24 protein-coding genes are annotated in these 19,200 nt (G+C 67.6%); 18 read left to right on the top strand and 6 right to left on the bottom strand.

What is annotated here, in order from left to right; translation table 11 throughout:
- Together ACSYAO_RS05035 and murU are read left to right on the top strand one after the other, a co-directional pair.
- Positions 1-1,026 carry an aminoglycoside phosphotransferase family protein gene (locus ACSYAO_RS05035; protein ID WP_100437460.1) on the top strand — a complete coding sequence of 342 codons (1,026 nt, stop codon included), beginning with the start codon at positions 1-3 and terminating at the stop codon, positions 1,024-1,026.
- Complete coding sequence (gene murU, locus ACSYAO_RS05030) at positions 1,023-1,733, top strand: N-acetylmuramate alpha-1-phosphate uridylyltransferase MurU (protein ID WP_100437459.1); 711 nt, start codon at positions 1,023-1,025, stop codon at positions 1,731-1,733. Before ACSYAO_RS05035 ends, murU begins: the two co-directional genes overlap by 4 nt.
- A gap of 568 nt (positions 1,734-2,301) precedes the next feature.
- Here the strand turns inward: murU and hda are convergent.
- From hda to ACSYAO_RS05015, 3 genes are read right to left on the bottom strand one after another with little or no spacing between them, the layout of a single operon-like run.
- Positions 2,302-3,009: a DnaA regulatory inactivator Hda gene (gene hda / locus ACSYAO_RS05025; RefSeq protein ID WP_032130359.1), complete on the bottom strand. Its 708-nt coding sequence runs from the start codon at positions 3,007-3,009 to the stop codon at positions 2,302-2,304.
- Positions 3,009-4,178 carry an AI-2E family transporter gene (locus ACSYAO_RS05020; RefSeq protein WP_032130360.1) on the bottom strand — a complete coding sequence of 390 codons (1,170 nt, stop codon included), beginning with the start codon at positions 4,176-4,178 and terminating at the stop codon, positions 3,009-3,011. The genes hda and ACSYAO_RS05020 overlap by 1 nt, the downstream gene beginning before the upstream one ends.
- The gene (locus tag ACSYAO_RS05015) at positions 4,175-5,314 is read right to left on the bottom strand and encodes a DUF2066 domain-containing protein (RefSeq protein WP_032130361.1); all 1,140 of its coding nucleotides are present in this window, start codon (positions 5,312-5,314) and stop codon (positions 4,175-4,177) included. The genes ACSYAO_RS05020 and ACSYAO_RS05015 overlap by 4 nt, the downstream gene beginning before the upstream one ends.
- Positions 5,315-5,413: 99 nt before the next feature.
- Here ACSYAO_RS05015 and purM point away from each other — a divergent pair, with 99 nt between their 5' ends.
- From purM to ACSYAO_RS04980, 7 genes are all read left to right on the top strand, one after another.
- Positions 5,414-6,472 carry a phosphoribosylformylglycinamidine cyclo-ligase gene (gene purM, locus ACSYAO_RS05010; protein ID WP_100437458.1) on the top strand — a complete coding sequence of 353 codons (1,059 nt, stop codon included), beginning with the start codon at positions 5,414-5,416 and terminating at the stop codon, positions 6,470-6,472.
- A 22-nt stretch (positions 6,473-6,494) separates the two neighbouring features.
- Positions 6,495-6,983 carry a hypothetical protein gene (locus ACSYAO_RS05005; RefSeq protein WP_100437457.1) on the top strand — a complete coding sequence of 163 codons (489 nt, stop codon included), beginning with the start codon at positions 6,495-6,497 and terminating at the stop codon, positions 6,981-6,983.
- A complete protein-coding gene (locus tag ACSYAO_RS05000) occupies positions 6,980-7,402 on the top strand; it encodes a hypothetical protein (protein WP_032130364.1) in 423 nt (140 codons plus the stop codon). The genes ACSYAO_RS05005 and ACSYAO_RS05000 overlap by 4 nt, the downstream gene beginning before the upstream one ends.
- A gap of 41 nt (positions 7,403-7,443) precedes the next feature.
- A complete protein-coding gene (locus ACSYAO_RS04995) occupies positions 7,444-8,106 on the top strand; it encodes a DUF2238 domain-containing protein (protein WP_049398166.1) in 663 nt (220 codons plus the stop codon).
- Positions 8,103-8,762 carry a phosphoribosylglycinamide formyltransferase gene (gene purN / locus ACSYAO_RS04990; RefSeq protein ID WP_100437456.1) on the top strand — a complete coding sequence of 220 codons (660 nt, stop codon included), beginning with the start codon at positions 8,103-8,105 and terminating at the stop codon, positions 8,760-8,762. Before ACSYAO_RS04995 ends, purN begins: the two co-directional genes overlap by 4 nt.
- A gap of 67 nt (positions 8,763-8,829) precedes the next feature.
- Positions 8,830-9,654 (top strand): DUF3108 domain-containing protein, encoded by an 825-nt coding sequence (locus tag ACSYAO_RS04985; protein ID WP_197656013.1) that lies wholly within the window; start codon positions 8,830-8,832, stop codon positions 9,652-9,654.
- A 2-nt stretch (positions 9,655-9,656) separates the two neighbouring features.
- Entirely contained in the window at positions 9,657-10,340 is a 684-nt protein-coding gene (locus ACSYAO_RS04980) for a DUF3108 domain-containing protein (RefSeq protein ID WP_100437454.1), read from the top strand.
- A gap of 122 nt (positions 10,341-10,462) precedes the next feature.
- Here ACSYAO_RS04980 and ACSYAO_RS04975 read toward each other — a convergent pair whose 3' ends face one another.
- From ACSYAO_RS04975 to ACSYAO_RS04965, 3 genes are read right to left on the bottom strand one after another with little or no spacing between them, the layout of a single operon-like run.
- Positions 10,463-10,792 (bottom strand): hypothetical protein, encoded by a 330-nt coding sequence (locus tag ACSYAO_RS04975; RefSeq protein ID WP_032130368.1) that lies wholly within the window; start codon positions 10,790-10,792, stop codon positions 10,463-10,465.
- Complete coding sequence (gene murA, locus ACSYAO_RS04970) at positions 10,789-12,060, bottom strand: UDP-N-acetylglucosamine 1-carboxyvinyltransferase (protein ID WP_071228066.1); 1,272 nt, start codon at positions 12,058-12,060, stop codon at positions 10,789-10,791. The genes ACSYAO_RS04975 and murA overlap by 4 nt, the downstream gene beginning before the upstream one ends.
- 21 nt (positions 12,061-12,081) lie before the next feature.
- Entirely contained in the window at positions 12,082-12,312 is a 231-nt protein-coding gene (locus tag ACSYAO_RS04965) for a BolA family protein (RefSeq protein WP_005408396.1), read from the bottom strand.
- A 54-nt stretch (positions 12,313-12,366) separates the two neighbouring features.
- Between ACSYAO_RS04965 and ACSYAO_RS04960 the strand changes: the two genes are divergently transcribed.
- The 9 genes from ACSYAO_RS04960 (at position 12,367) to hprK (ending at position 19,200) form a co-directional block, all read left to right on the top strand.
- Complete coding sequence (locus tag ACSYAO_RS04960) at positions 12,367-13,368, top strand: KpsF/GutQ family sugar-phosphate isomerase (RefSeq protein ID WP_100437453.1); 1,002 nt, start codon at positions 12,367-12,369, stop codon at positions 13,366-13,368.
- Positions 13,369-13,434: 66 nt separating this feature from the next.
- Complete coding sequence (locus ACSYAO_RS04955) at positions 13,435-13,983, top strand: KdsC family phosphatase (protein ID WP_049398160.1); 549 nt, start codon at positions 13,435-13,437, stop codon at positions 13,981-13,983.
- A complete protein-coding gene (gene lptC / locus ACSYAO_RS04950) occupies positions 13,980-14,555 on the top strand; it encodes an LPS export ABC transporter periplasmic protein LptC (protein WP_100437452.1) in 576 nt (191 codons plus the stop codon). The genes ACSYAO_RS04955 and lptC overlap by 4 nt, the downstream gene beginning before the upstream one ends.
- 103 nt (positions 14,556-14,658) lie before the next feature.
- Positions 14,659-15,210 carry a lipopolysaccharide transport periplasmic protein LptA gene (lptA, locus tag ACSYAO_RS04945; RefSeq protein ID WP_071228063.1) on the top strand — a complete coding sequence of 184 codons (552 nt, stop codon included), beginning with the start codon at positions 14,659-14,661 and terminating at the stop codon, positions 15,208-15,210.
- Positions 15,210-15,929 carry an LPS export ABC transporter ATP-binding protein gene (gene lptB / locus ACSYAO_RS04940; protein WP_049400688.1) on the top strand — a complete coding sequence of 240 codons (720 nt, stop codon included), beginning with the start codon at positions 15,210-15,212 and terminating at the stop codon, positions 15,927-15,929. The genes lptA and lptB overlap by 1 nt, the downstream gene beginning before the upstream one ends.
- A 40-nt stretch (positions 15,930-15,969) precedes the next feature.
- Positions 15,970-17,403, top strand: a complete 1,434-nt coding sequence (locus ACSYAO_RS04935) for an RNA polymerase factor sigma-54 (RefSeq protein ID WP_100437451.1) — start codon at positions 15,970-15,972, stop codon at positions 17,401-17,403.
- A gap of 58 nt (positions 17,404-17,461) precedes the next feature.
- On the top strand, positions 17,462-17,779 hold the full coding sequence (gene hpf, locus ACSYAO_RS04930) for a ribosome hibernation-promoting factor, HPF/YfiA family (RefSeq protein WP_004147311.1): 318 nt from the start codon (positions 17,462-17,464) through the stop codon (positions 17,777-17,779).
- 21 nt (positions 17,780-17,800) lie between these two features.
- A complete protein-coding gene (locus tag ACSYAO_RS04925; RefSeq protein WP_032130191.1) occupies positions 17,801-18,253 on the top strand; it encodes a PTS sugar transporter subunit IIA in 453 nt (150 codons plus the stop codon).
- Positions 18,250-19,200, top strand: coding sequence for an HPr(Ser) kinase/phosphatase (gene hprK / locus ACSYAO_RS04920; RefSeq protein ID WP_005408388.1), 951 nt, complete (start codon positions 18,250-18,252; stop codon positions 19,198-19,200). The genes ACSYAO_RS04925 and hprK overlap by 4 nt, the downstream gene beginning before the upstream one ends.

Below are 19,200 nucleotides of genomic sequence, written 5' to 3'. Positions count from 1 at the left end.
ATGACCGAACCCGCCTCTGATCCCCAGCGCAGCGCGCAGCGCCTGCAGTGGGCCCGTACCCAGCTCGATGATTCCAGTGCGGTGGTCGAACGCGCCTCGGTCGATGCCGGCATGCGCAGCTACTGGCGCACCACCAGCACGCGCGGCAGCCACATCGTGATGGATGCCCCGCCGGGGCTGGAAGATCCGCGCCCGTGGCTGCGCATGCGCGGCCTGCTGGATGACAACGGCCTGCGTGTGCCCGCGCTGCTGGCACAGGATCTGGATGCCGGCTTCCTGCTGCTGGAAGATCTCGGCGGCCCGACCCTGGCGAAGATCCTCGACGAGCGCAACGCGGACGAATGGTTCGGCCGCTCGATCGAACAGCTGCTGCGCCTGCAGGCGATCCCGGTGCCGGCCGACTTCGGCCAGTTTGGCGAAGCGCTGCTGCAGCGCGATGCCGGCCTGTTCGACGAATGGTTCCTGCAGCGCCACCTGAACCTGGAACTGGACTGCGGTGAGATTGAAGGGCTGCAGCTGGTGCACCGCAGGTTGATGGACAACGCGCTGGGCCAGGCCCAGCTGATGACCCATCGCGACTACATGCCGCGCAATCTGATGCCGGTCGAGAATGGTCCGGCAGTGCTGGATTTCCAGGACCTGGTGCGCGGCCCGATCGCCTACGATGCGATGAGCCTGTTCAAGGACGCGTTCCTGAGCTGGCCGCTGCAGCGTGTGGACGAGTGGCTGGCGCAGTATCACGAGCGCGCCCGCAACGCCGGCCTGCCGGTGCCCGACCGCGCCACCTTCCTGCGCGATGCCGACTGGATGGGCATCCAGCGCCACGTGAAGATCCTCGGCCTGTTCTGCCGCCTGCGCTACCGCGACAACAAGGGCCATTACCTCGACGACGCGCCGCGCTTCATCACCTATCTGGATGAAGTGCTGCCGCGCTACCGCGAGCTGGCACCGCTGCAGCAGCTGCTGGAACACCGCATCAAGCCGGCGCTGACCGACCTGGCCGCACCGATGCGCGTGGCCCGATGAAGGCGCTGGTCTTTGCTGCCGGCCTCGGCGAGCGCATGCGCCCGCTGACACTGCACACGCCCAAGCCGCTGCTGGAAGTGGCCGGCAAACCGCTGATCGTCTGGCACCTGGAACGCCTGGCCGCACTCGGCGTGCGCGAGGTGGTGGTCAACACCGCATGGCTGGCCGAACAGTTTCCAGCGACGCTGGGCGATGGCAGCCAATGGGGCCTGCGCCTGCATTTCATGTACGAAGGGCAGACCCCGCTGGAAACCGGCGGCGGCATCCTCAATGCACTACCGGTGCTGGGCGACGCCCCGTTCCTGGTGGTGAACGGCGACATCTGGACCGATTTCGATTTCACCACGCTGCCGCGCGAGCCGCAGGGCCAGGCGCATCTGGTGCTGGTCGACAATCCGGTTCAGCACCCGAACGGTGACTACCGCCTCGATGCGCAGGGGTTGCTGCACCACGACCGCGAAGGACCGTGCCTGACCTATGCCGGCATCGGCGTGTATCGCCCTTCCATCGTGGCCGACTGGCACACGGTGATCGGTGATGCACCGGGCAGCGAGCGGCTCCCACCGAAGTTCTCGGTGGTGCCGCTGCAGAAGCACTTCATGGCACAGGGGTTGATGACGGGGCAGCACCATCGCGGGCGCTGGACCGATGTCGGGACGGTAGATCGCCTGCGCGCGCTGGATGTTGAGTTGGCCGCGAACGGCTGAGCCCCTCGTGGCTGGATGCCTAATCAGTAGAGTCGAGCTTGCTCGACTGCAAAGCCGTGCTTGGCCGGGCGGGATGGGTACGCGGGGGACGCCGTGAATCCATCCATGGAGGCTTGTCCGCGGCATCCATGCCGCAGACACCCCCGCGTACCCATCCCGCCCGGCCTCTGACAGTTTCCGTGGGCGACCAGCCACGGAAAAGAAAAAAGAAAAGCAAAAGCGGGTCGCGTCGCTGCGCTTGCTCTGGTGACGACCAACGGTCGTCACCCACCACAAGCAAGACACGTGTCGACCAAGGTCGACACCCACCAACAGCAGTGCAGTATGCAGTCCCGGCAGATCGCGGGAACCTGTCGAAGGCGGGGTGGCTCAGGTTGCGGGGGCGTGAGCGCCATGGATGGCGCGACCGAGGCTACATGGACGTACTTGCGCCGTCCCCCGCAACCTGAGCCACCCCGCCTCCCCTCAGGAAGCCAGCTTCTGCTGTTGCTTCGGCTCTTGCTGTTGCCGGCCAGCGGCCGGCACTACGGCGGGTGCAGGGCGCAGCCCTGCAAAGCAAACCCCACCCTCAGTAACGCGGCCGGCCTTCTTCCAGCACCTGGCGCAGGAACGGCACGGTGATCCGCCGCTTCGCCGCCAGCGACTCGCGGTCCAGCCAGTCCAGCAGCGTGATCAATCCACCCAGCTCGCGACCGGTGTGCGACAGCAGCCACTCGATCGAGGCCTCGTCGATCGCCAGCCCACGCCGCAGCGCGCGCTCACGCAGCACCGCTGCCCGCCCTTCCTCATCCAGCGGCTGCAGCAGCACGCGCACGCACTGGCCCAACCGCGAGCGCAGATCGGGCAGTACCAGGCCCAGTTCTTCCGGCGCCTTCTGCGCCGTGTACAGCACGGTCACGCCCGCAGCGCGCGCGCGGTTGTGGAAATCGAACAGCGCGATCTCGTCCTCGCGGTTGCCGGCAACCTCGTCCAGGCCGTCCAGCGCCACCAGTTCGCGCGCTTCCAGCCCATCGAGCGCCGCGCGTACGCGGCCGGCGGCGCTGGCCAGCGGTACGTAGGTCGGCAGTCGCCCGGCCTGCTCGGCGCTGGAGCACATCGCCAGTGCCTGGTGGGTCTTGCCCGTGCCCGCCGCACCTTCCAGATAAACCCAATCGTGGCTGGCACCCACCGCGATCGCGCGCAGCTGCGCCAGCGCGCCGTCCGGCGCGCCGATGAAGGTCTCCAGGCGCTGGTCCCGCGGGTAATGCAGGGCCAGCGGCAGTTGCGGCACACCCATCACTTCAGGTCGGGGCCCTTGTCGTTCGGAATGATGATATGGGGGGCATCGACCACGCCATCAAGCACGATCGCCGGCTTCTCACCCACGTACAGCTCGCTCTGGCGATAACGCTGGTGCGCGTAGCGCAGCAGCACGTTGGTCACCGCTGCCACCGGCAGCGCCAGCAGCATGCCGAGGAAGCCGAACAACTGGCCGCCGGCCATCACCGCGAAGATCACTGCCACCGGGTGCAGGCCGATCTTGTCGCCGACGATGCGCGGGGTCAGTACGTAGCTTTCCAGCAGCTGGCCCACGGTGAACACCACGCCGACCAGGATCAGCAGCTTCAGGTCGAAGCCCTGTGCCTGCACCAGTGCGGCGACCACCGCCATCAGGATGCCGGTGGTCGCGCCCAGGTAGGGAATGAAGCTGATCAGGCCGGCAATCAGGCCGATCAGCAGACCCAGCTTGAGGCCGACCAGCGACAGGCCGCCGGCATAGATCACGCCCAGCGCCAGCATCACCAGGAACTGCCCGCGGATGAACGCACCGAGCACTTCGTTGGATTCGCGTGCCAGCGCGGAGATGGTGCCGATCTGGTTGCGCGGAATCACCGACGCCACGCGCTCGACCAGCTTGTCCCAGTCACGCAGGAAGTAGAACGCCAGGATCGGCAGCAGCAGGATGTTGACCACCCAGGTCACCATCGCAAAGCCCGAACGCGAGACGTAGCCCATGAACGTGGTGGCGAAGCCGCCGGCCTGCTGCCAGTGGCTGCGCACCCATTCGATCAGGCGGTCCGGGTCCAGCCACTGCATCACTTCCAGGCCGGTCTTCTGCTCGAACCAGGGAATGCCCTTTTCCATCAGCCACGCCTGTGCCTGCGGCGCGACCGCAATCAGGGTGGTGATCTGGCGCTCGATCATCGGCACCAGCACCAGCAGCAGCGCCACGATCACCAGCACCATCGCCGCGAACACCAGCACCACGCCGGTCATGCGCGAACGGCCGGTGGCCTCGATGCGGTCCACCAGCGGATCGCCCAGCCAGGCCAGCGCCAGCGCCAGCACGAACGGGGTCAGGATCGGCGCCAGCAACCACACCACCCAGCCGATCAGGCCGGCGAACAGGATGTACTTCAGGCGGCGCAGAAACTGCGCGATTTCCGCTTCCGGGGTCAGGTTCATCGCAGGCGGTACTCGTTGCTGACCGGCGCAGCGACCGGGGCACCGGTGGTGTCGTCGATCGGCGTCGGCAGGGCCGGCAGCGGTGCGCTCGGCACCAGCACGCCGTTGTCGCCCAGCATGCGGTTGAAGCCGGCCAGGCCGGTGGTCATCTCCAGGCTCAGCTCCAGCTGGCCGGCCGAAGCGTGCAGCGGGGTGACGTTGCGCACCACCGGCACCTCACGCAGGCCCGCAGCCAGGCGCAGGTAGTCGTCGGCACTGTTGATGCCGGTCACCACCACCCGGTAGGTGCCGGCCTGGCCGACGGCCGCGCCGGCCTTGGCATAGCGCTTGACCAGCGCATCGGCGGCACCATCGGCACCGGCGGCCATCGCGCGCATGGCGTTGGCGTCCTTGCTGGTCCACTTGTTCAGCTCACGGCCGTTGTCAACGAACACCCAGTCCGCCTGCCAGCCGCCATTGGCGCGGTACAGCTTGCCGATCAGCTGCATCGGCGGCGAGTAGCGCGAAGAGGCACGGGCCACGGCGGCACTGTCCTGGCGCCAGATGGCACCGGCCAGCGCCTGTTCGGCGGCACCACCGCTGGGCAGGCCCAGCTTGTAGCCGCGTTCAATGGCGCGGTTCAGCAACGGGCGGGCGGCGTTGGCCTGCTGCACGCTGACCAGGCGCGGACCGCTGCCGTCATCGACGGCCAGCCACAGCACCGGCTTCGGTCGGGGCTGCGGCCACAGCGGCAGGCCCAGCGCCGACACCAGCGAATCGACATCGTCCTCGCGGAAGCGGGCCACCAGCAGGGTGCGGAAGCTGGGGGCGCCACTGGCGCTCACGCTCTGGTCCTGCTTGTAGTCGTAGCTGGCCACGTAATCCTTGGCATTGCGCAGCGCCTGCGCCACGCCAGGGCGCGACATCACGCTGCGATCGCCGGACAACTTGCCCAGTACAACGCTCAAGGCGCGGGCCAGCGCACCGTTGCGGTCGGCTTCGGCCTGGCTGTTGACGGGCACTTCGGCCTCGTACGCGCCAGTGGCGGTGGCAACATCACCCTCGGTGCGCAGGCCGCTCTGGGCCATCGTGGCCACCGGCAGGCTCAGCGCAAGGAGCAGGGTCAGAATCAGGCTGCGGCGCATCAGGACATCCATTGGCTCGACGTATCCGGGGGAATTGTTGCCCGAATACGGCCTTTGCGCCAATGCGGCCTGTTAAAATCGCCCGTTCAACCCCTGCCAGCGCCGACGCCCGTGACCAACACCCCGTCTTCCGCCCCCTCCCCCCTCACCTACCGTGACGCGGGTGTCGACATCGACGCCGGCAACGAACTGGTCGAGCGGATCAAGCCCCTGGTCAAGCGCAGCTTCCGCCCGGAAGTGATGGGCGGCCTGGGCGGCTTCGGCGCCCTGTTCGACCTGTCCAACAAGTACCGCGAGCCGGTGCTGGTGTCGGGCACCGACGGCGTGGGCACCAAGCTGAAGCTGGCCCACCAGCTGAACCGCCACGATACGATCGGCATCGATCTGGTCGCCATGTGCGTGAACGACGTGCTGGTGCAGGGTGCCGAACCGCTGTTCTTCCTGGACTACTTCGCCACCGGCAAGCTGGACATCGACACCGCCGCGGCGGTCGTGGGCGGCATCGCCAACGGCTGCACCGAGGCCGGCTGCGCGCTGATCGGCGGCGAAACCGCTGAAATGCCCGACATGTATGCCCCGGGCGAGTACGACCTGGCCGGCTTCACCGTCGCCGCCGTCGAGAAGAGCGAGCTGAAGGATGGCGCCAGCGTGGCTGCCGGCGATGTGCTGATCGGCATCGCTTCGTCCGGCCCGCATTCCAACGGCTACTCGCTGGTGCGCCGCATCTACGACCGCGCCGGCCGCCCGGCCGAGCTGGAGCTGGAAGGCGGCGTGAAGCTGGTCGATGCGCTGATGGCGCCGACCCGCCTGTACGTGAAGCCGATCCTGTCGCTGCTGAAGTCGCACGGCGCGGCCATCCACGGCATGGCCCACATCACCGGTGGTGGCCTGACCGAGAACATCATCCGCGTGGTGCCCGAAGGCCTCGGCCTGGACATCCAGGCCTCGTCCTGGACCCTGCCGCCGGTGTTCCAGTGGCTGCAGAAGGAAGGCGCGGTCGCCGACAGCGAGATGTGGCGTACCTTCAACTGCGGTATCGGCTTCGTGCTGATCGTGGCGCCGGACCAGGTGGCCGCGGTATCCGATGCGGTCAAGGCGCAGGGCCTGGAGCACTGGACCATCGGCCAGGTGGTCACCGCCGAAGGCGCCGAGCGCGTCCACATCGCCTGATCCCGACAACCCAGGAGCCCGCATGGACGCAACGCCCCCCTTGTCGCCCGCCCCCGTGCCGCCGCCGCTGGCGACGGTACCGGTGTTCAACGCGCAGGATGCCGACCACCTGCGCATGCTGGCCATCGCGCACTACGTGGTCGGCGGCCTGATCGTGCTGTTCTCGCTGATCTTCATCATCCACATCGTGCTGGGCATCACCGCGCTCACCGGCAACCTGCCGATGAATTCCGGCGGCCAGCCGTCGTCGCCGGCCGAACAGCGCCTGTTCGGCTGGATGTTCACCCTCATCGGTTGCATCGCCGTATTCGGTGGCGTCAGCCTGGGCGCGTTCGTCGCCTATGCCGGCCGCTGCCTGGCCCAGAGACGCCGCTACCTGCTGTGCCTGATCGCGGCCGGCCTGGCCTGCCTGTTCACCCCCATCGGCACGGTGCTGGGGGTGTTCGGCCTGATCACCCTGCTGCGCCCGCAGGTGAAGGCCGCCTTCGACCTTCCCACCACGCCCGCATGACCGCCTCCGGCAATCCGCCGCCGCTGCCGCATCAGACCCTGGCGCAGCTGCAGCTGACCAGCCATCTGCAGACGCTGAAAGTGCTGTTCTACGCGTTGGCCGGCTTCCATTGGTTCGCCACAGTGGCGTTCCTTGGCCTCAGCGGATGGGTGGCCCACTCGCGCGGGCTGGACGACGCCTGGATGCTGACCACGGTCTATGCGTCCATCGCCGTGCTGGCGGCCGTGCTGGGGTTCGTGCAGTTGTATACCGCGCGCCAGCTGTCACATCGCACCGGGCTGGCCTGGTGCCGGCGCGCGGCGTGGCTGGGCGTACTGGCCGGCCCGCTGGGCATGGCCTTGGCCGCCTATGCCTGGGTGTTCCTGTCCAAACCTGACATGGCCGCGCTGTTCGACCGCGGCGACCACCTCAGTGTCTGAACCTGCCGGCAGACGCCCCGTCCTTTCCTGATCGATTTCCCATGTCCGCGCCTGCCCTCCCGACGTCCGCTTCGCCCACCACCCACCGTTTCTCGGGCCCCAAGAAGCTGGCCTTTGCCGCCGTGCTGGCGGTGTTCGCAATCAGCTGGGTCCACCCGCTGTGGCCTACCGAACAGGCCCTGCACAGCACCCTGACCGTGATCGGGCTGGCCGCGCTGCTGTGGGTCGACCGTCGCGGCGGCTGGCTGGGCAATGGTGCCTTCATCGCGATCTGCGGCTTCATCGCCCTGCACTGCGTGGCCGCGCGCTGGCTGTATTCCAACGTGCCCTACGACGCCTGGGCGCAGACGCTGAGCGGCTGGTCGCCGAATGCGGCCTTCGGTTGGCAGCGCAACCATTTTGATCGCCTCATCCACTTCCTGTTCGGCGTCTGCTTCACTCCTGCGCTGCTGCAGCTTGCCCGTCATGCGTGGCCGGCGCTGCGCCTGGGCCAGGCCTTCACCCTGGCGGTGATGACGGTGATGTGTGCCAGCCTGGTCTACGAATGGTTCGAGTGGGCCATCGCGCTGGCGCTGTCACCGGATGCTGCCGAGGCCTACAACGGGCAGCAGGGCGACATGTGGGACGCGCACGCCGACATGCTGATGGCCACCCTCGGCAGCCTGCTGATCTGGCCGCTGATCCGCCGGAGCGCCCAGCAGTGACCGCGACCACCCGCATTGCCGTGCTCGCCTCCGGCCGCGGCAGCAACCTGCAGGCCATCCTCGATGCCATTGCCGACGGCCGACTGCCCGCCGAGGTGGTCGGCGTGTTTTCCGACCGCCCCGCCGCAGAGGCCCTGCAGCGCGTCGCACCGAACCTGCGCTGGGCGCATGCACCGAAGTCCTTCAGCGACCGCGCCAGCTACGAGCAGGCGCTCGGCGATGCGCTGGCCGCAGTACAACCGGACTGGATCGTCTGCGCCGGCTACATGCGCATCCTCGGCGCGGCCTTCGTACAGCGCTTCAATGGCCGGCTGGTCAACATCCATCCATCGCTGCTGCCGCTGCACAAGGGCCTGGACACCCACGCCCGGGCGCTGCAGGCGGGCGACGCCGAGCACGGTGCCAGCGTGCATCTGGTCGTGCCCGAGCTGGATGCGGGCGCCGTGCTGGCGCAGGTGCGGGTGCCGGTGCTGCCCGGCGATGACGCCGAGAGCCTGGCCGCGCGCGTGCTGGCGGTGGAGCATCCGCTGCTGATCGCCACCCTGCAGCTGTTGTGCGCCGGCCGCCTGGCTGAACGGGAGGGCCAGCCGCAACTGGACGGTCACCCCCTGTTTAGCCCGTTGGCCCTAGATTCCGCCGGGAACCTGAACCGGTAGCCCCCATGCACACGCCCCGCTGACTGCGGGGCTGGCATCCTGCCCCCTCCTGCGGTCCCTGTCCTCCATGAAGACCACGACCCTGCTGTCCACTCCATTGCTGTTGTCGCTTGCCGTGTTCCCCGGCGTGGGCTGGGGCCAGGCACAGGCGCCCGCCGCCCCGCCGGCACCGGTGCCCGCAGCTCAGCCGCCAGCCGATGCGCCGGCCGTACCGATGCCACCGGCACTGGCCTGGGAGCCACCGCCGCTGCAACCGTTCAGCGCCACCTACCAGGCCTTCTACAAGGGCAAGGAAGCGGGCGATGCCAGCATGCAGGTCACCCACACCGGCGGCAGCCAGTGGCGGGTGGACATGCAGGTGGTCGGCCGCCGCGGCTTTGCCAGCGTGCTGGGCCTGAACATCGAACAGAGCACAGTGTTCGAGGAGCGCAGCGGCGTGTATGCGCCGCTCAGCCAGAGCACGGTGCGCAAGGGCCTGTTCCTGGGCAAGAAGGCGGTCGGCACCTACAACTGGCAGGCCGGCACCGCGCAATGGACCGGTGACGTCAAGAAGGAACGCGCGCAACCGATCCCGCTGCAGGCAGGCGACCAGAGCGCGCTGCTGATCAACCTGGCGATCATGCGCGATGCGCGTCCAGGCGCCTCCATGCATTACCGCTACGTGGACATGGGCAAGGTCCGCGAACACGACTACCAGGCCGCGCCGCACACCGAGAACGTCGAGGTCGGCGACCTGTCCTACAACGCACTGCGGGTCTACCGGACCAACGGTGGCAGAAACGAAACCATTCTCTGGATCGCCAACGGTGTCCCCACCCCGGTGCGCATCCTGCAACGCGAAGACGGCGAAGACCGCGTCGATCTGCGCCTGATCGAATACCAAGGAGTCTGAGCATGAATACCCTGACCCGCCCCCTCACCTGGATCGCAGCCGCTGCCCTGACCGTGGCCAGCCTGCCGGCCATGGCGCTGGAACCGTTCAAGGCCGATTACCTGGCCAGCTACATGGGCATGCAGGCCAACGGCACCATGACCCTGGCCAGCGAAGGCAGCAACAAGTGGCGCTACAGCCTGCAGGTGAAGAACCAGCTGGCCGACCTGAGCCAGAGCACCGTGTTCGAAGAGGTGCGCGGCCAGCTGCGCCCGCTCAGCAGCCAGGACCGTTCGGCGCTGCTGGTGAAGAAGCGCAACGTGCAGGCCAACTACAACTGGACCAGCAACCAGGCCACCTGGACCGGCGACATCAAGCCGGACCGCGCCGGCCCGATCGCACTGAAGTCCGGTGACATGGATGCACTGCTGATCAACCTGGCGATCGCCCGCGACCTGGCCGCCGGCAAGCCGCTGACCTATCGCATGGTCGACGAAGGCCGCATCAAGAACATGACCTACCGCGTGATCGGCAAGGAGTCGATCACCGTGGGCGGCAAGAGCTACGAAGCCACCAAGGTCTCGCGCGCCGACGGCAACAAGGAGCTGATCGCGTGGATCGTGCCGGAATTCCCGGTACCGGCGCGCATGCTGCAGCGTGAGAGCGGCCGCGATGCGCTGGACCTGACCATCAAGGCGATGAACTGACGCGCGAACCGGTAGTGCCGGCCACTGCCCGGCATTCTCGCGATGCTCCACGAGGTTGATGGGGTTGCCGGCCAGCGGCCGGCACTACCGAAAAGAAAACGCCCGCTTTCGCGGGCGTTTTCTTATTTCTTCGCTTCAGCCGGTTTCTGTTCCTCGGCCGGCTTGAACTCGGTGCGGCAGTCCACGCGGATCTGCTCGCCGGTGCTGCGCCAGACGAAAGTGCGGCAATGACGGTTGCCATCCTGGCTGTCATTCACCGCAACGGCATAGAACGACTCGATGATCTCGTCGCGCGAGACCGTGCCATCGCCGTTCCAGTCCATGTCCTTCTGCTCGATGCCCTGGGTGATGGCGATGTTGGCGTACCAGGCATAGCCCAGCCACGCCAGCACGATCAGCACCAGAGCCAGCAGCGCCTTGCGACGCGGGCTGAACTTGCCGCGCAGGATCATGGCACGCGCCGGATGGTGGCGCCGAGCGAAGACAGCTTCTCTTCGATGTTCTCGTAGCCACGATCAAGGTGGTAGATGCGGTCGATGGTGGTATCGCCGCTGGCCATCAGGCCGGCCAGGATCAGCGATGCCGAGGCGCGCAGGTCGGTGGCCATCACCGGCGCGCCGCTCAGGTGCTCGTTGCCACGCACGATGGCGGTATGCCCTTCGACCTGGATGTCCGCGCCCAGGCGCAGCAGTTCGTTGACGTGCATGAAACGGTTCTCGAAGATCGTTTCGTTGATCACGCCCACGCCGTCGGCCACGCAGTTGAGCGCCATGAACTGCGCCTGCATGTCGGTCGGGAATGCCGGGTACGGCGCGGTGGTCAGGTTGACCGCCTTCGGCCGCTTGCCCTGCATGTCCAGGGTGATGGTGTCTTCGGTGGTCTCGATCTTCGCACCGGCTTCGACCAGCTTGGACAGCACCGCGTCCATGGTGTTCGGGCGCGCACGGTTGACCGTGACCTTGCCACCGGTCATCGCTGCGGCCACCAGGAAGGTGCCGGTCTCGATGCGGTCGGGCAGCACTTCATGGCGGCCGCCGGACAGGCGCTCGACGCCTTCGATCACCAGGCGGGCAGTGCCCAGGCCTTCGATCTTCGCGCCCAGCGCGATCAGGCAGTGCGCCAGATCGGTCACTTCCGGTTCCATCGCGCAGTTGTCGAGGATGGTGGTGCCTTCGGCCAGCACCGCGCCCATCAGCACGTTCTCGGTGCCGGTGACGCTGACCATGTCGAAGGTGAAGTGCCCCCCCTTCAGCCGCTTGGCGGTGGCCTTGATGAAGCCGTTCTCGACCACGATCTCGGCACCCAGCGCCTGCAGGCCCTTGATGTGCTGGTCGACCGGACGCGAACCGATCGCGCAGCCGCCCGGCAGCGATACTTCGGCCGCGCCGAAGCGGGCCAGCAGCGGGCCCAGCACCAGGATCGAGGCGCGCATGGTCTTGACCAGCTCGTACGGTGCCACGTGCTGGTTGACCGAACGCGGGTCGACCACGATCGCACTGCCGCGCGACAGCGTGCCCTGGTCGATGGTGACCTTGGCGCCCAGCTCGCCCAGCAGCTTCACCGTGGTGACCACGTCGTGCAGGTGCGGCACGTTGGTGATCTCCACCGGCGCATCGGCCAGCAGGGTCGCGCAGAGAATGGGGAGGACGGCGTTCTTGGCGCCGGAGATGCTCACTTCACCGTGCAGCGCAGCGCCGCCGGTCACAACGATCTTGGCCATGTATTCGGGATCTTCTGCGGTTCAGCCGGCTTCGGCCGGGGTCACGGTTTTCAGCGCCAGCGCGTGGATCGCGCCGCCCATCAGGTCGCCCAGCGTGGCATACACCATGCGGTGGCGGGCCAGCGGCATCTTGCCGGCGAAGGCCTCGCAGACCACGGTCGCTTCGAAATGCACGCCATCGTCGCCCTGCACGTCGGCGCGGGCGCCGGGCAGGCCGGTTTCGATCAGATTGCGGATGGTGTCGGCGTCCAACGGGCTTTCCTAATAAAATGTGCCTCCATTCTACTTCCGCTGCGTGGCGTCCGCATGGCCGAATCCCTGTTGCCCCCCCGTTCCGTCGACCCTGCCGGCCTGGTCGCCAGCGGCCGCCGCGTCTTCGAGATCGAGCGGCAGGCGCTGGACGCCGTGGCCGACCGCCTTGGCGAGGCGTTCCAGCAGGCCTGCCAGGCGATCCTGGGCAGCCGCGGCCGGGTGGTCGCCACCGGCATGGGCAAGTCCGGGCACATCGCCCGCAAGATCGCCGCCACCCTGGCGTCCACCGGTACGCCGGCGTTCTACGTGCACCCGGGTGAAGCCGGCCACGGCGACCTGGGCATGATCACCGAGGACGACGTGGTGCTGGCCCTGTCCTATTCGGGCGAGTCAGACGAGGTGCTGATGCTGCTGCCGGTGCTCAAGCGCCAGGGCAACGTGCTGATTTCCATGACCGGGCGCCCACAGTCCAGCCTGGCCACCGCCGCCGACATACACCTGGACGTGAGCGTGCCGGCCGAGGCCTGTCCGCTGGCGCTGGCGCCGACCTCCAGCACCACCGCCTCGCTGGCGATGGGCGACGCGCTGGCGGTGGCCCTGCTCGATGCGCGCGGCTTCACCGCCGACGATTTCGCCCGTTCACACCCGGCCGGCAGCCTCGGCCGCCGCCTGCTGCTGCACATCACCGACGTGATGCACACCGGCGACGACCTGCCCAGCGTGGGCGCCGACGCCAGTCTCAGTGAAGCGCTGATGGAGATGAGCCGCAAACGGCTGGGCATGACCGCCGTGGTCGATGCCGGCGGCGTGCTGATCGGCCTGTTCACCGACGGCGACCTGCGCCGCGCGTTGGACAGCGCGCTGGACGTGCGCACCGCGAAGATCGCCGATGTGATGACGCGCAACCCACGCACCATCGGCGCCGACCAGCTGGCGGTGGAGGCGGCCCGGCTGATGGAGACCCACAAGATCACCGGCCTGATCGTGGTCGATGGCCAGGGCCGTGCGGTCGGCGCCCTGAACATTCATGACCTGTTGCGGGCCCGGGTGGTTTAACCGACAGTCCGTAGACCCCATTCAGTCTGTACTGCCCCACCCGAACCCACCGAGCCTGCCGCCCTGATGCCCTGGTCCCCCTTGCCCGCCTTCCCTGCCCACCTGCATGCCGCCGCGGCCCGTATCCGCCTGGCCTGCTTCGACGTGGACGGCACCCTCACCGACGGTCGGCTGTACTACGACAAGGACGGCAACGAGAGCAAGGCGTACTTCGTGCAGGATGGCCTGGGCCTGAAACTGCTGCAGCAGCACGGCATCCACCCCGTGCTGATCACCGCGCGCAACAGCCAGTCCGCGCTCAAGCGCGGCGCCGACCTCGGCATCGACACCCAGATCGCCGTGGGCGACAAGCTGGCCAGCGTGCAGGCGCTGTGCGCGCAGCATGGCATCGGCCTGGAACAGGTGGCCTTCATGGGCGATGACCTGCCCGACCTGGCGCCGCTGGGCGCGGTCGGCCTGGCCGTGGCGCCGGCCAACGCCCATCCGTGGATCGCCGAGCGCGTGCACTGGCAGACCCGTGCCGATGGCGGGCGTGGCGCCGCGCGCGAGCTGTGCGACATCCTGCTGGCCGCGCAGGGGCATGTGGACGCCGTACTGGCGAGGTTCGGCGCATGAACCTGCCGACCGTGAACTGGCGCACCCTGCTCGGCATCGGCCTGCTGCTGGCGGCCCTGCTGAGCAGCTGGGCGGCGCTGCGCAACCGCGACAAGGGACCAGCCAGTGGCGGCCAGGAAGTGGGCGTGGATTACATCCTGCACGACTTCCAGATCGTCGCCCTGGATGAGCACGGCAAGGAATCGACCACGCTGCGCGCACCGTTGCTGGAACGCCAGCGCGGTGACCAGACCATCAACATCGCCACGCCGTTGTTCGAGATGCCGGACAAGGATGGCAGGCACTGGACCCTGCGTGCCGAAACCGGCTGGCTCAGCGCCAAGGGCGACGAGATGAAGCTGCGCGGCAATGTCGCCGGCGACAGCCCGGTCGGCCCGGGCACGGTGCCGACCACCTTCCGCACCGACCACCTGGACGTGTTCCCGAAGGAGAACCGCGCCCGTACCGACGCCCTGGTGACCATGACCCGCCCGGGCATGGAACAGTCCGGCGTCGGCTTCGAAGTGGATTCGAAGAACAACACGTATCATTTCGTCAGCCAGTCCAAGGGCCGTTACACGCCCAAACGCTGATTCCGCCGCCAGCCTGCGACGTCTCCGGACAGGCGCAGGGCCGGCAGCCCCACCCTCCGCCCCCGGCCCGCCCGGCAGGCCCCCACCGGTAGAACGGACCCCGATGAAGATTCCCTTTGCCGCCGTACTCGCGCTCGGTCTTCTTGTCCCCAGCGCCGCCTTCGCCAAGTCCACCGACCGCAACGAAGACATGCACATCGATTCCGGCGCCCAGTCGGGCACGCTCACCGGCGACGGCAAGACCGTGCTGTCGCAGGGCGTGATCATCACCCAGGGCACGCTGGACCTGCGCTCGTCCGAGGCCGAGATCTACCTCAAGGACGGCGAAGCGGTGCGTGTGGTGTTCACCGGCAAGCAGGCCAAGATGAAGCAGCAGCTCGATGATGGCACCTGGATGGACGCGCTGGCCGATCGCATCGACTACGACATCAAGACCGAGATCATCACCCTGACCGGCAACTACAAGGTCACCAGCGCGCGCGGCACCAATGCCGGCCAGCGCATGATCTACAACACCCGCACCGGCGAAATGAACTCCGGTGGTGACGGCAGCCGCGTGCGCACCGTCATCCCGCCGAAGAACAAGACCCCGGCCGCACCTGCGGCACAGCCCAAGGCCACCACGCCGGCACAGCCGGCCGGGAGCAGGAAGTAATGCTCGTCGCCAAGGGCCTGCGCAAGAAGTACAAGCAACGCGAAGTCGTCAAGGACTTCGGGCTGACCCTCGACGCCGGTGAAGTGGTCGGCCTGCTCGGCCCCAACGGCGCCGGCAAGACCACCTGCTTCTACATGATCGTCGGCCTGGTTGCCGCCGATGCTGGCAGCATCGTGCTCGACGGCAAGGACATCACCGGCGACCCGATGTATACCCGGGCCAAGCAGGGCGTGGGTTACCTGCCGCAGGAGCCGTCGGTGTTCCGCAAGCTGACCGTGGCCGACAACATCCGCCTGGTGCTGGAGCTGCGCGAGGGCCTGGATTCGGCTGGCCGCGAGCGTGAATTGAACAGCCTGCTCGACGAACTGCAGCTGGGCCACGTCGCCGACCAGCTCGGCGCCAGCCTGTCCGGTGGCGAACGTCGCCGCTGCGAGATCGCCCGTGCCCTGGCCGCGCAGCCGCGCCTGATCCTGCTCGACGAACCGTTCGCCGGCGTCGACCCGATTTCCGTCGGCGAGATCCAGCGCATCGTCACCCATCTCAAGCAGCGTGGCATCGGCGTGCTGATCACCGACCACAACGTGCGCGAGACCTTGGGAATCTGCGACCGCGCGTATATTCTCGCTGAGGGCAGCGTGCTGGCCCAGGGCTCGCCGGAAGCGATCCTGGACAATGCCGACGTGCGTCGCGTCTACCTTGGGGATTCCTTCAAGCTGTGACGGCAAGCGCCGGGTCCCTCTCCTTCCTTTCGGCACAGGCATGAAGACTCGGCTGCAGACATCGTTGGGACAGCAGCTGGTGCTCACGCCCCAGTTGCAGCAGGCGATCAAGCTGCTGCAGATGTCCACCACCGAGCTGGAGCTGGAGATCGCCCAGGCGGTGGAAAGCAATCCGCTGCTGGACTGGGCCGATAGCAGTGACAGCAGCAGCGCCAGCAACGAAGGCAGCGATGGCAACGATGGCAACGACGGTGATGCGCCCGCAGAACGTACCGATGCCGGTGACGACTGGGCACCGGCCGAACTGGACTGGAGCGCGGCCGGCAACGGCGGCAGCTTCGACGATGACGACGACACCGGCAGCGCCGCCGAGCGCGTAGCCGAAACCGAAACACTGGCCGACCATCTGCTGTGGCAGCTGCATCTGTCGCATCTGTCCTCGCGTGATCGCAGTATCGGTGCCGCACTGATCGATGCGCTGGACGACGACGGTTACCTGCGCGAGCCGCTGGCCACCATCGCCGAAACCCTGTTGCCGGCGATCCACGCCGACGAGGACGAGATCCTCGCCGTGCTGCATCGCATCCAGCGTTTCGATCCGGTCGGTGTGGCTGCACGCACGCTGGGCGAATGCCTGCTGCTGCAGCTGGATGTGCTGGCCGGTGACACGCCCGGCCTGGTGCTGGCGCGACAGATTGCCGCAGGCCCGCTGGAACGGCTGCCGCGCAGCGGCGTCGCCGGGCTGGCCCATGAACTGAAACAGCCCCTGGACGAGGTCGAGACCGCAGTCACCCTGCTGCGCTCGCTGGACCCGCGCCCGGGCACGCAGATCGCACCGCTGTCGCAGGACACCTACGTGGTGCCGGATGTGGTGGTGTGGCGGCAGAACGGCGTATGGCGCGCAGCGCTGGCCGCGCATGCCGGGCCGAAGGTGGTGATCCACCGCGGCTACGAACAGCTGATCCGACGTTGTGGCGACGCCGATGCCGGCTACCTGCGTGCCCAGCTGCAGGAAGCGCGCTGGCTGCTGAAAGGGCTGCAGCAGCGTGGCGAAACCCTGCTGCGGGTGGTACGCAGCCTGATCCTGCAGCAGGCCAGCTTCCTCGAATTCGGCGAGCAGGCGCTGCGTCCACTGACCCTGCGCGAGATCGCCACCGAGCTCGGCCTGCACGAATCCACGGTCTCGCGTGCGATCGCCCGCAAGCACGTGCGTACCCCGCGCGGCACCCTGCCGCTGCGCGCCTTCTTCGCCTCGGGCATCGATACCGAGGGCGGTGGCGAGGCGTCCAGCACGGCCATCCAGGCGATGATCCGGCGCCTGATCGACGACGAGAACCCGCGCAAGCCGCTTTCTGACGCCAAGCTGGCTGACCTGCTCAAATCGTCGGGAATTCCAGTAGCGCGACGCACCGTGGCGAAGTATCGTGAAGCCATGAACATTTCCGCCTCGCACGAAAGGGTCAGAATCGCTTGACGCGCCGCCGCGCCCGGCGGAGAGGTTCATTGGCACATCCGAACACAGGAGAAACCCGATGCGCATCGAAACGTTTGGCAAAGATGTCGAAGTCACCCCGGCCCTGCAGTCCTATGTAGAGGAGAAGCTGGCCCGGATCGGCAAACACTTCGACCAGCACTGCGAAGCGCGGGTGACCCTCAAGCTGCAGAAGACCGAACACCACGTCGACGCCAGCCTCAACATTCCCGGCCAGACCCTGCACGCCGAGGCCAATGCCCAGACCATGTATGCCGCGATCGACCTGCTTGCGGACAAGCTTGACCGTCTGGTGATCAAGCACAAGGAGAAAAAACAGCAGCACGCACCGCTGCCGGTGGGCGACAATGGTGGTTGATCGCCACCGTTCCCCGCAGACATGCCCCTGACTGACCTCCTGGCGGCCGTGCAGACCCAGCTCTGCACGGCCACCGACCGCGACAGCGTCCTGCAGGCCGCCGCCGGGTTGCTGGCCTGCCGCCAGGCCAACGCCGAACAGATCTATCTGAACCTGTGCCAGCGCGAAGCGCTGGGCAGCACCGCGATCGGTCACGGCATCGCCATTCCCCACGGCCGCGCGCCAACCCTGGACCGCCCCCGCGGCGCCCTGCTGCGGTTGGCCACCCCGGTCGACTTCGGTGGCGACGAGCCGGTGGACCTGGTGTTCGCCATGGCCGTCCCCGCCCACTACACCCACCAGCACCTGATGCTGCTGTCCGAGCTGGCCGAGCTGTTTTCGGCGCCCGACATCCGCCAGGCCCTGCGCGAAGCGGGCGATGCCCGGGCGCTGCGCGAGGCGCTGGACATGACCCCACCTGCGAGTGCCGCATGAATACCAGCATCACCGCCCGTGAACTGTTCGAACAGCAGCGCGAGCGGCTGGGGCTGCGCTGGGCTGCCGGCAAGTCCGGCGAGAAGCGCGAGCTGGAGGCCGGCAACACGGTCTCGCGGCGTCCGTCGCTGGCCGGCTACCTCAATGCGATCTACCCCAACAAGGTGCAGATCCTGGGTACCGAGGAACTGTCCTGGCTGGATGCGCTGGAACCGCGCCAGCGTTGGGAGACCATCGAAAAGATCATGCAGTCGCACCCGCTGGCGCTGGTGCTGACCCGCAACCAGGCTTGCCCGGAAGACCTGCGTGCCGCCGCTGATGAATCCGGCACGCCGCTGTGGCTGTCGCCCAAGCGCGGCCACGAACTGCTCAACCACCTGTCCTACCACCTGGCGCGCACGCTGGCGCCGCGGGTGATCCTGCATGGCGTGTTCATGGAGATCTACTCCATCGGCGTGCTGATCACCGGTGAGGCCGGATCGGGCAAAAGCGAGCTGGCGCTGGAACTGCTCAGCCGCGGGCACCGCCTGGTCGCCGATGATGCGCCCGAATTCACCCAGATCGCGCCCGACGTGCTCGATGGCACCTGCCCCGAACTGCTGCAGGACCTGCTGGAAGTGCGCGGCCTGGGCGTGCTGAACGTGCGCGAGATGTTCGGCGACACGGCTGTAAAGAAGAACAAGTACCTTCGGCTGATCGTCCACCTGACCAAGCCGATGACCGAACCCACCCCGCATGGCTACGAGCGCCTGACCGGCGACTCGGGCACCCGCCATGTGCTGGACCTGGATGTACCGCTGATCACCCTGCCGGTGATGCCCGGCCGCAACCTGGCCGTGCTGACCGAGGCCGCGACCCGCCTGCACATCCTGCGCACCAAGGGCATCGACCCGGCGGCCATGTTCATCGCCCGCCACAGCAACCTGCTGGAACGGCGAACACCCTGA

This window comes from Stenotrophomonas sp. STK16_22, assembly GCF_051984505.1.
Lineage (GTDB): Bacteria > Pseudomonadota > Gammaproteobacteria > Xanthomonadales > Xanthomonadaceae > Stenotrophomonas > Stenotrophomonas maltophilia_A.
Note: the sequence above shows the minus strand (reverse complement) of the source record. Positions and strands in the feature narration are given on the sequence as shown.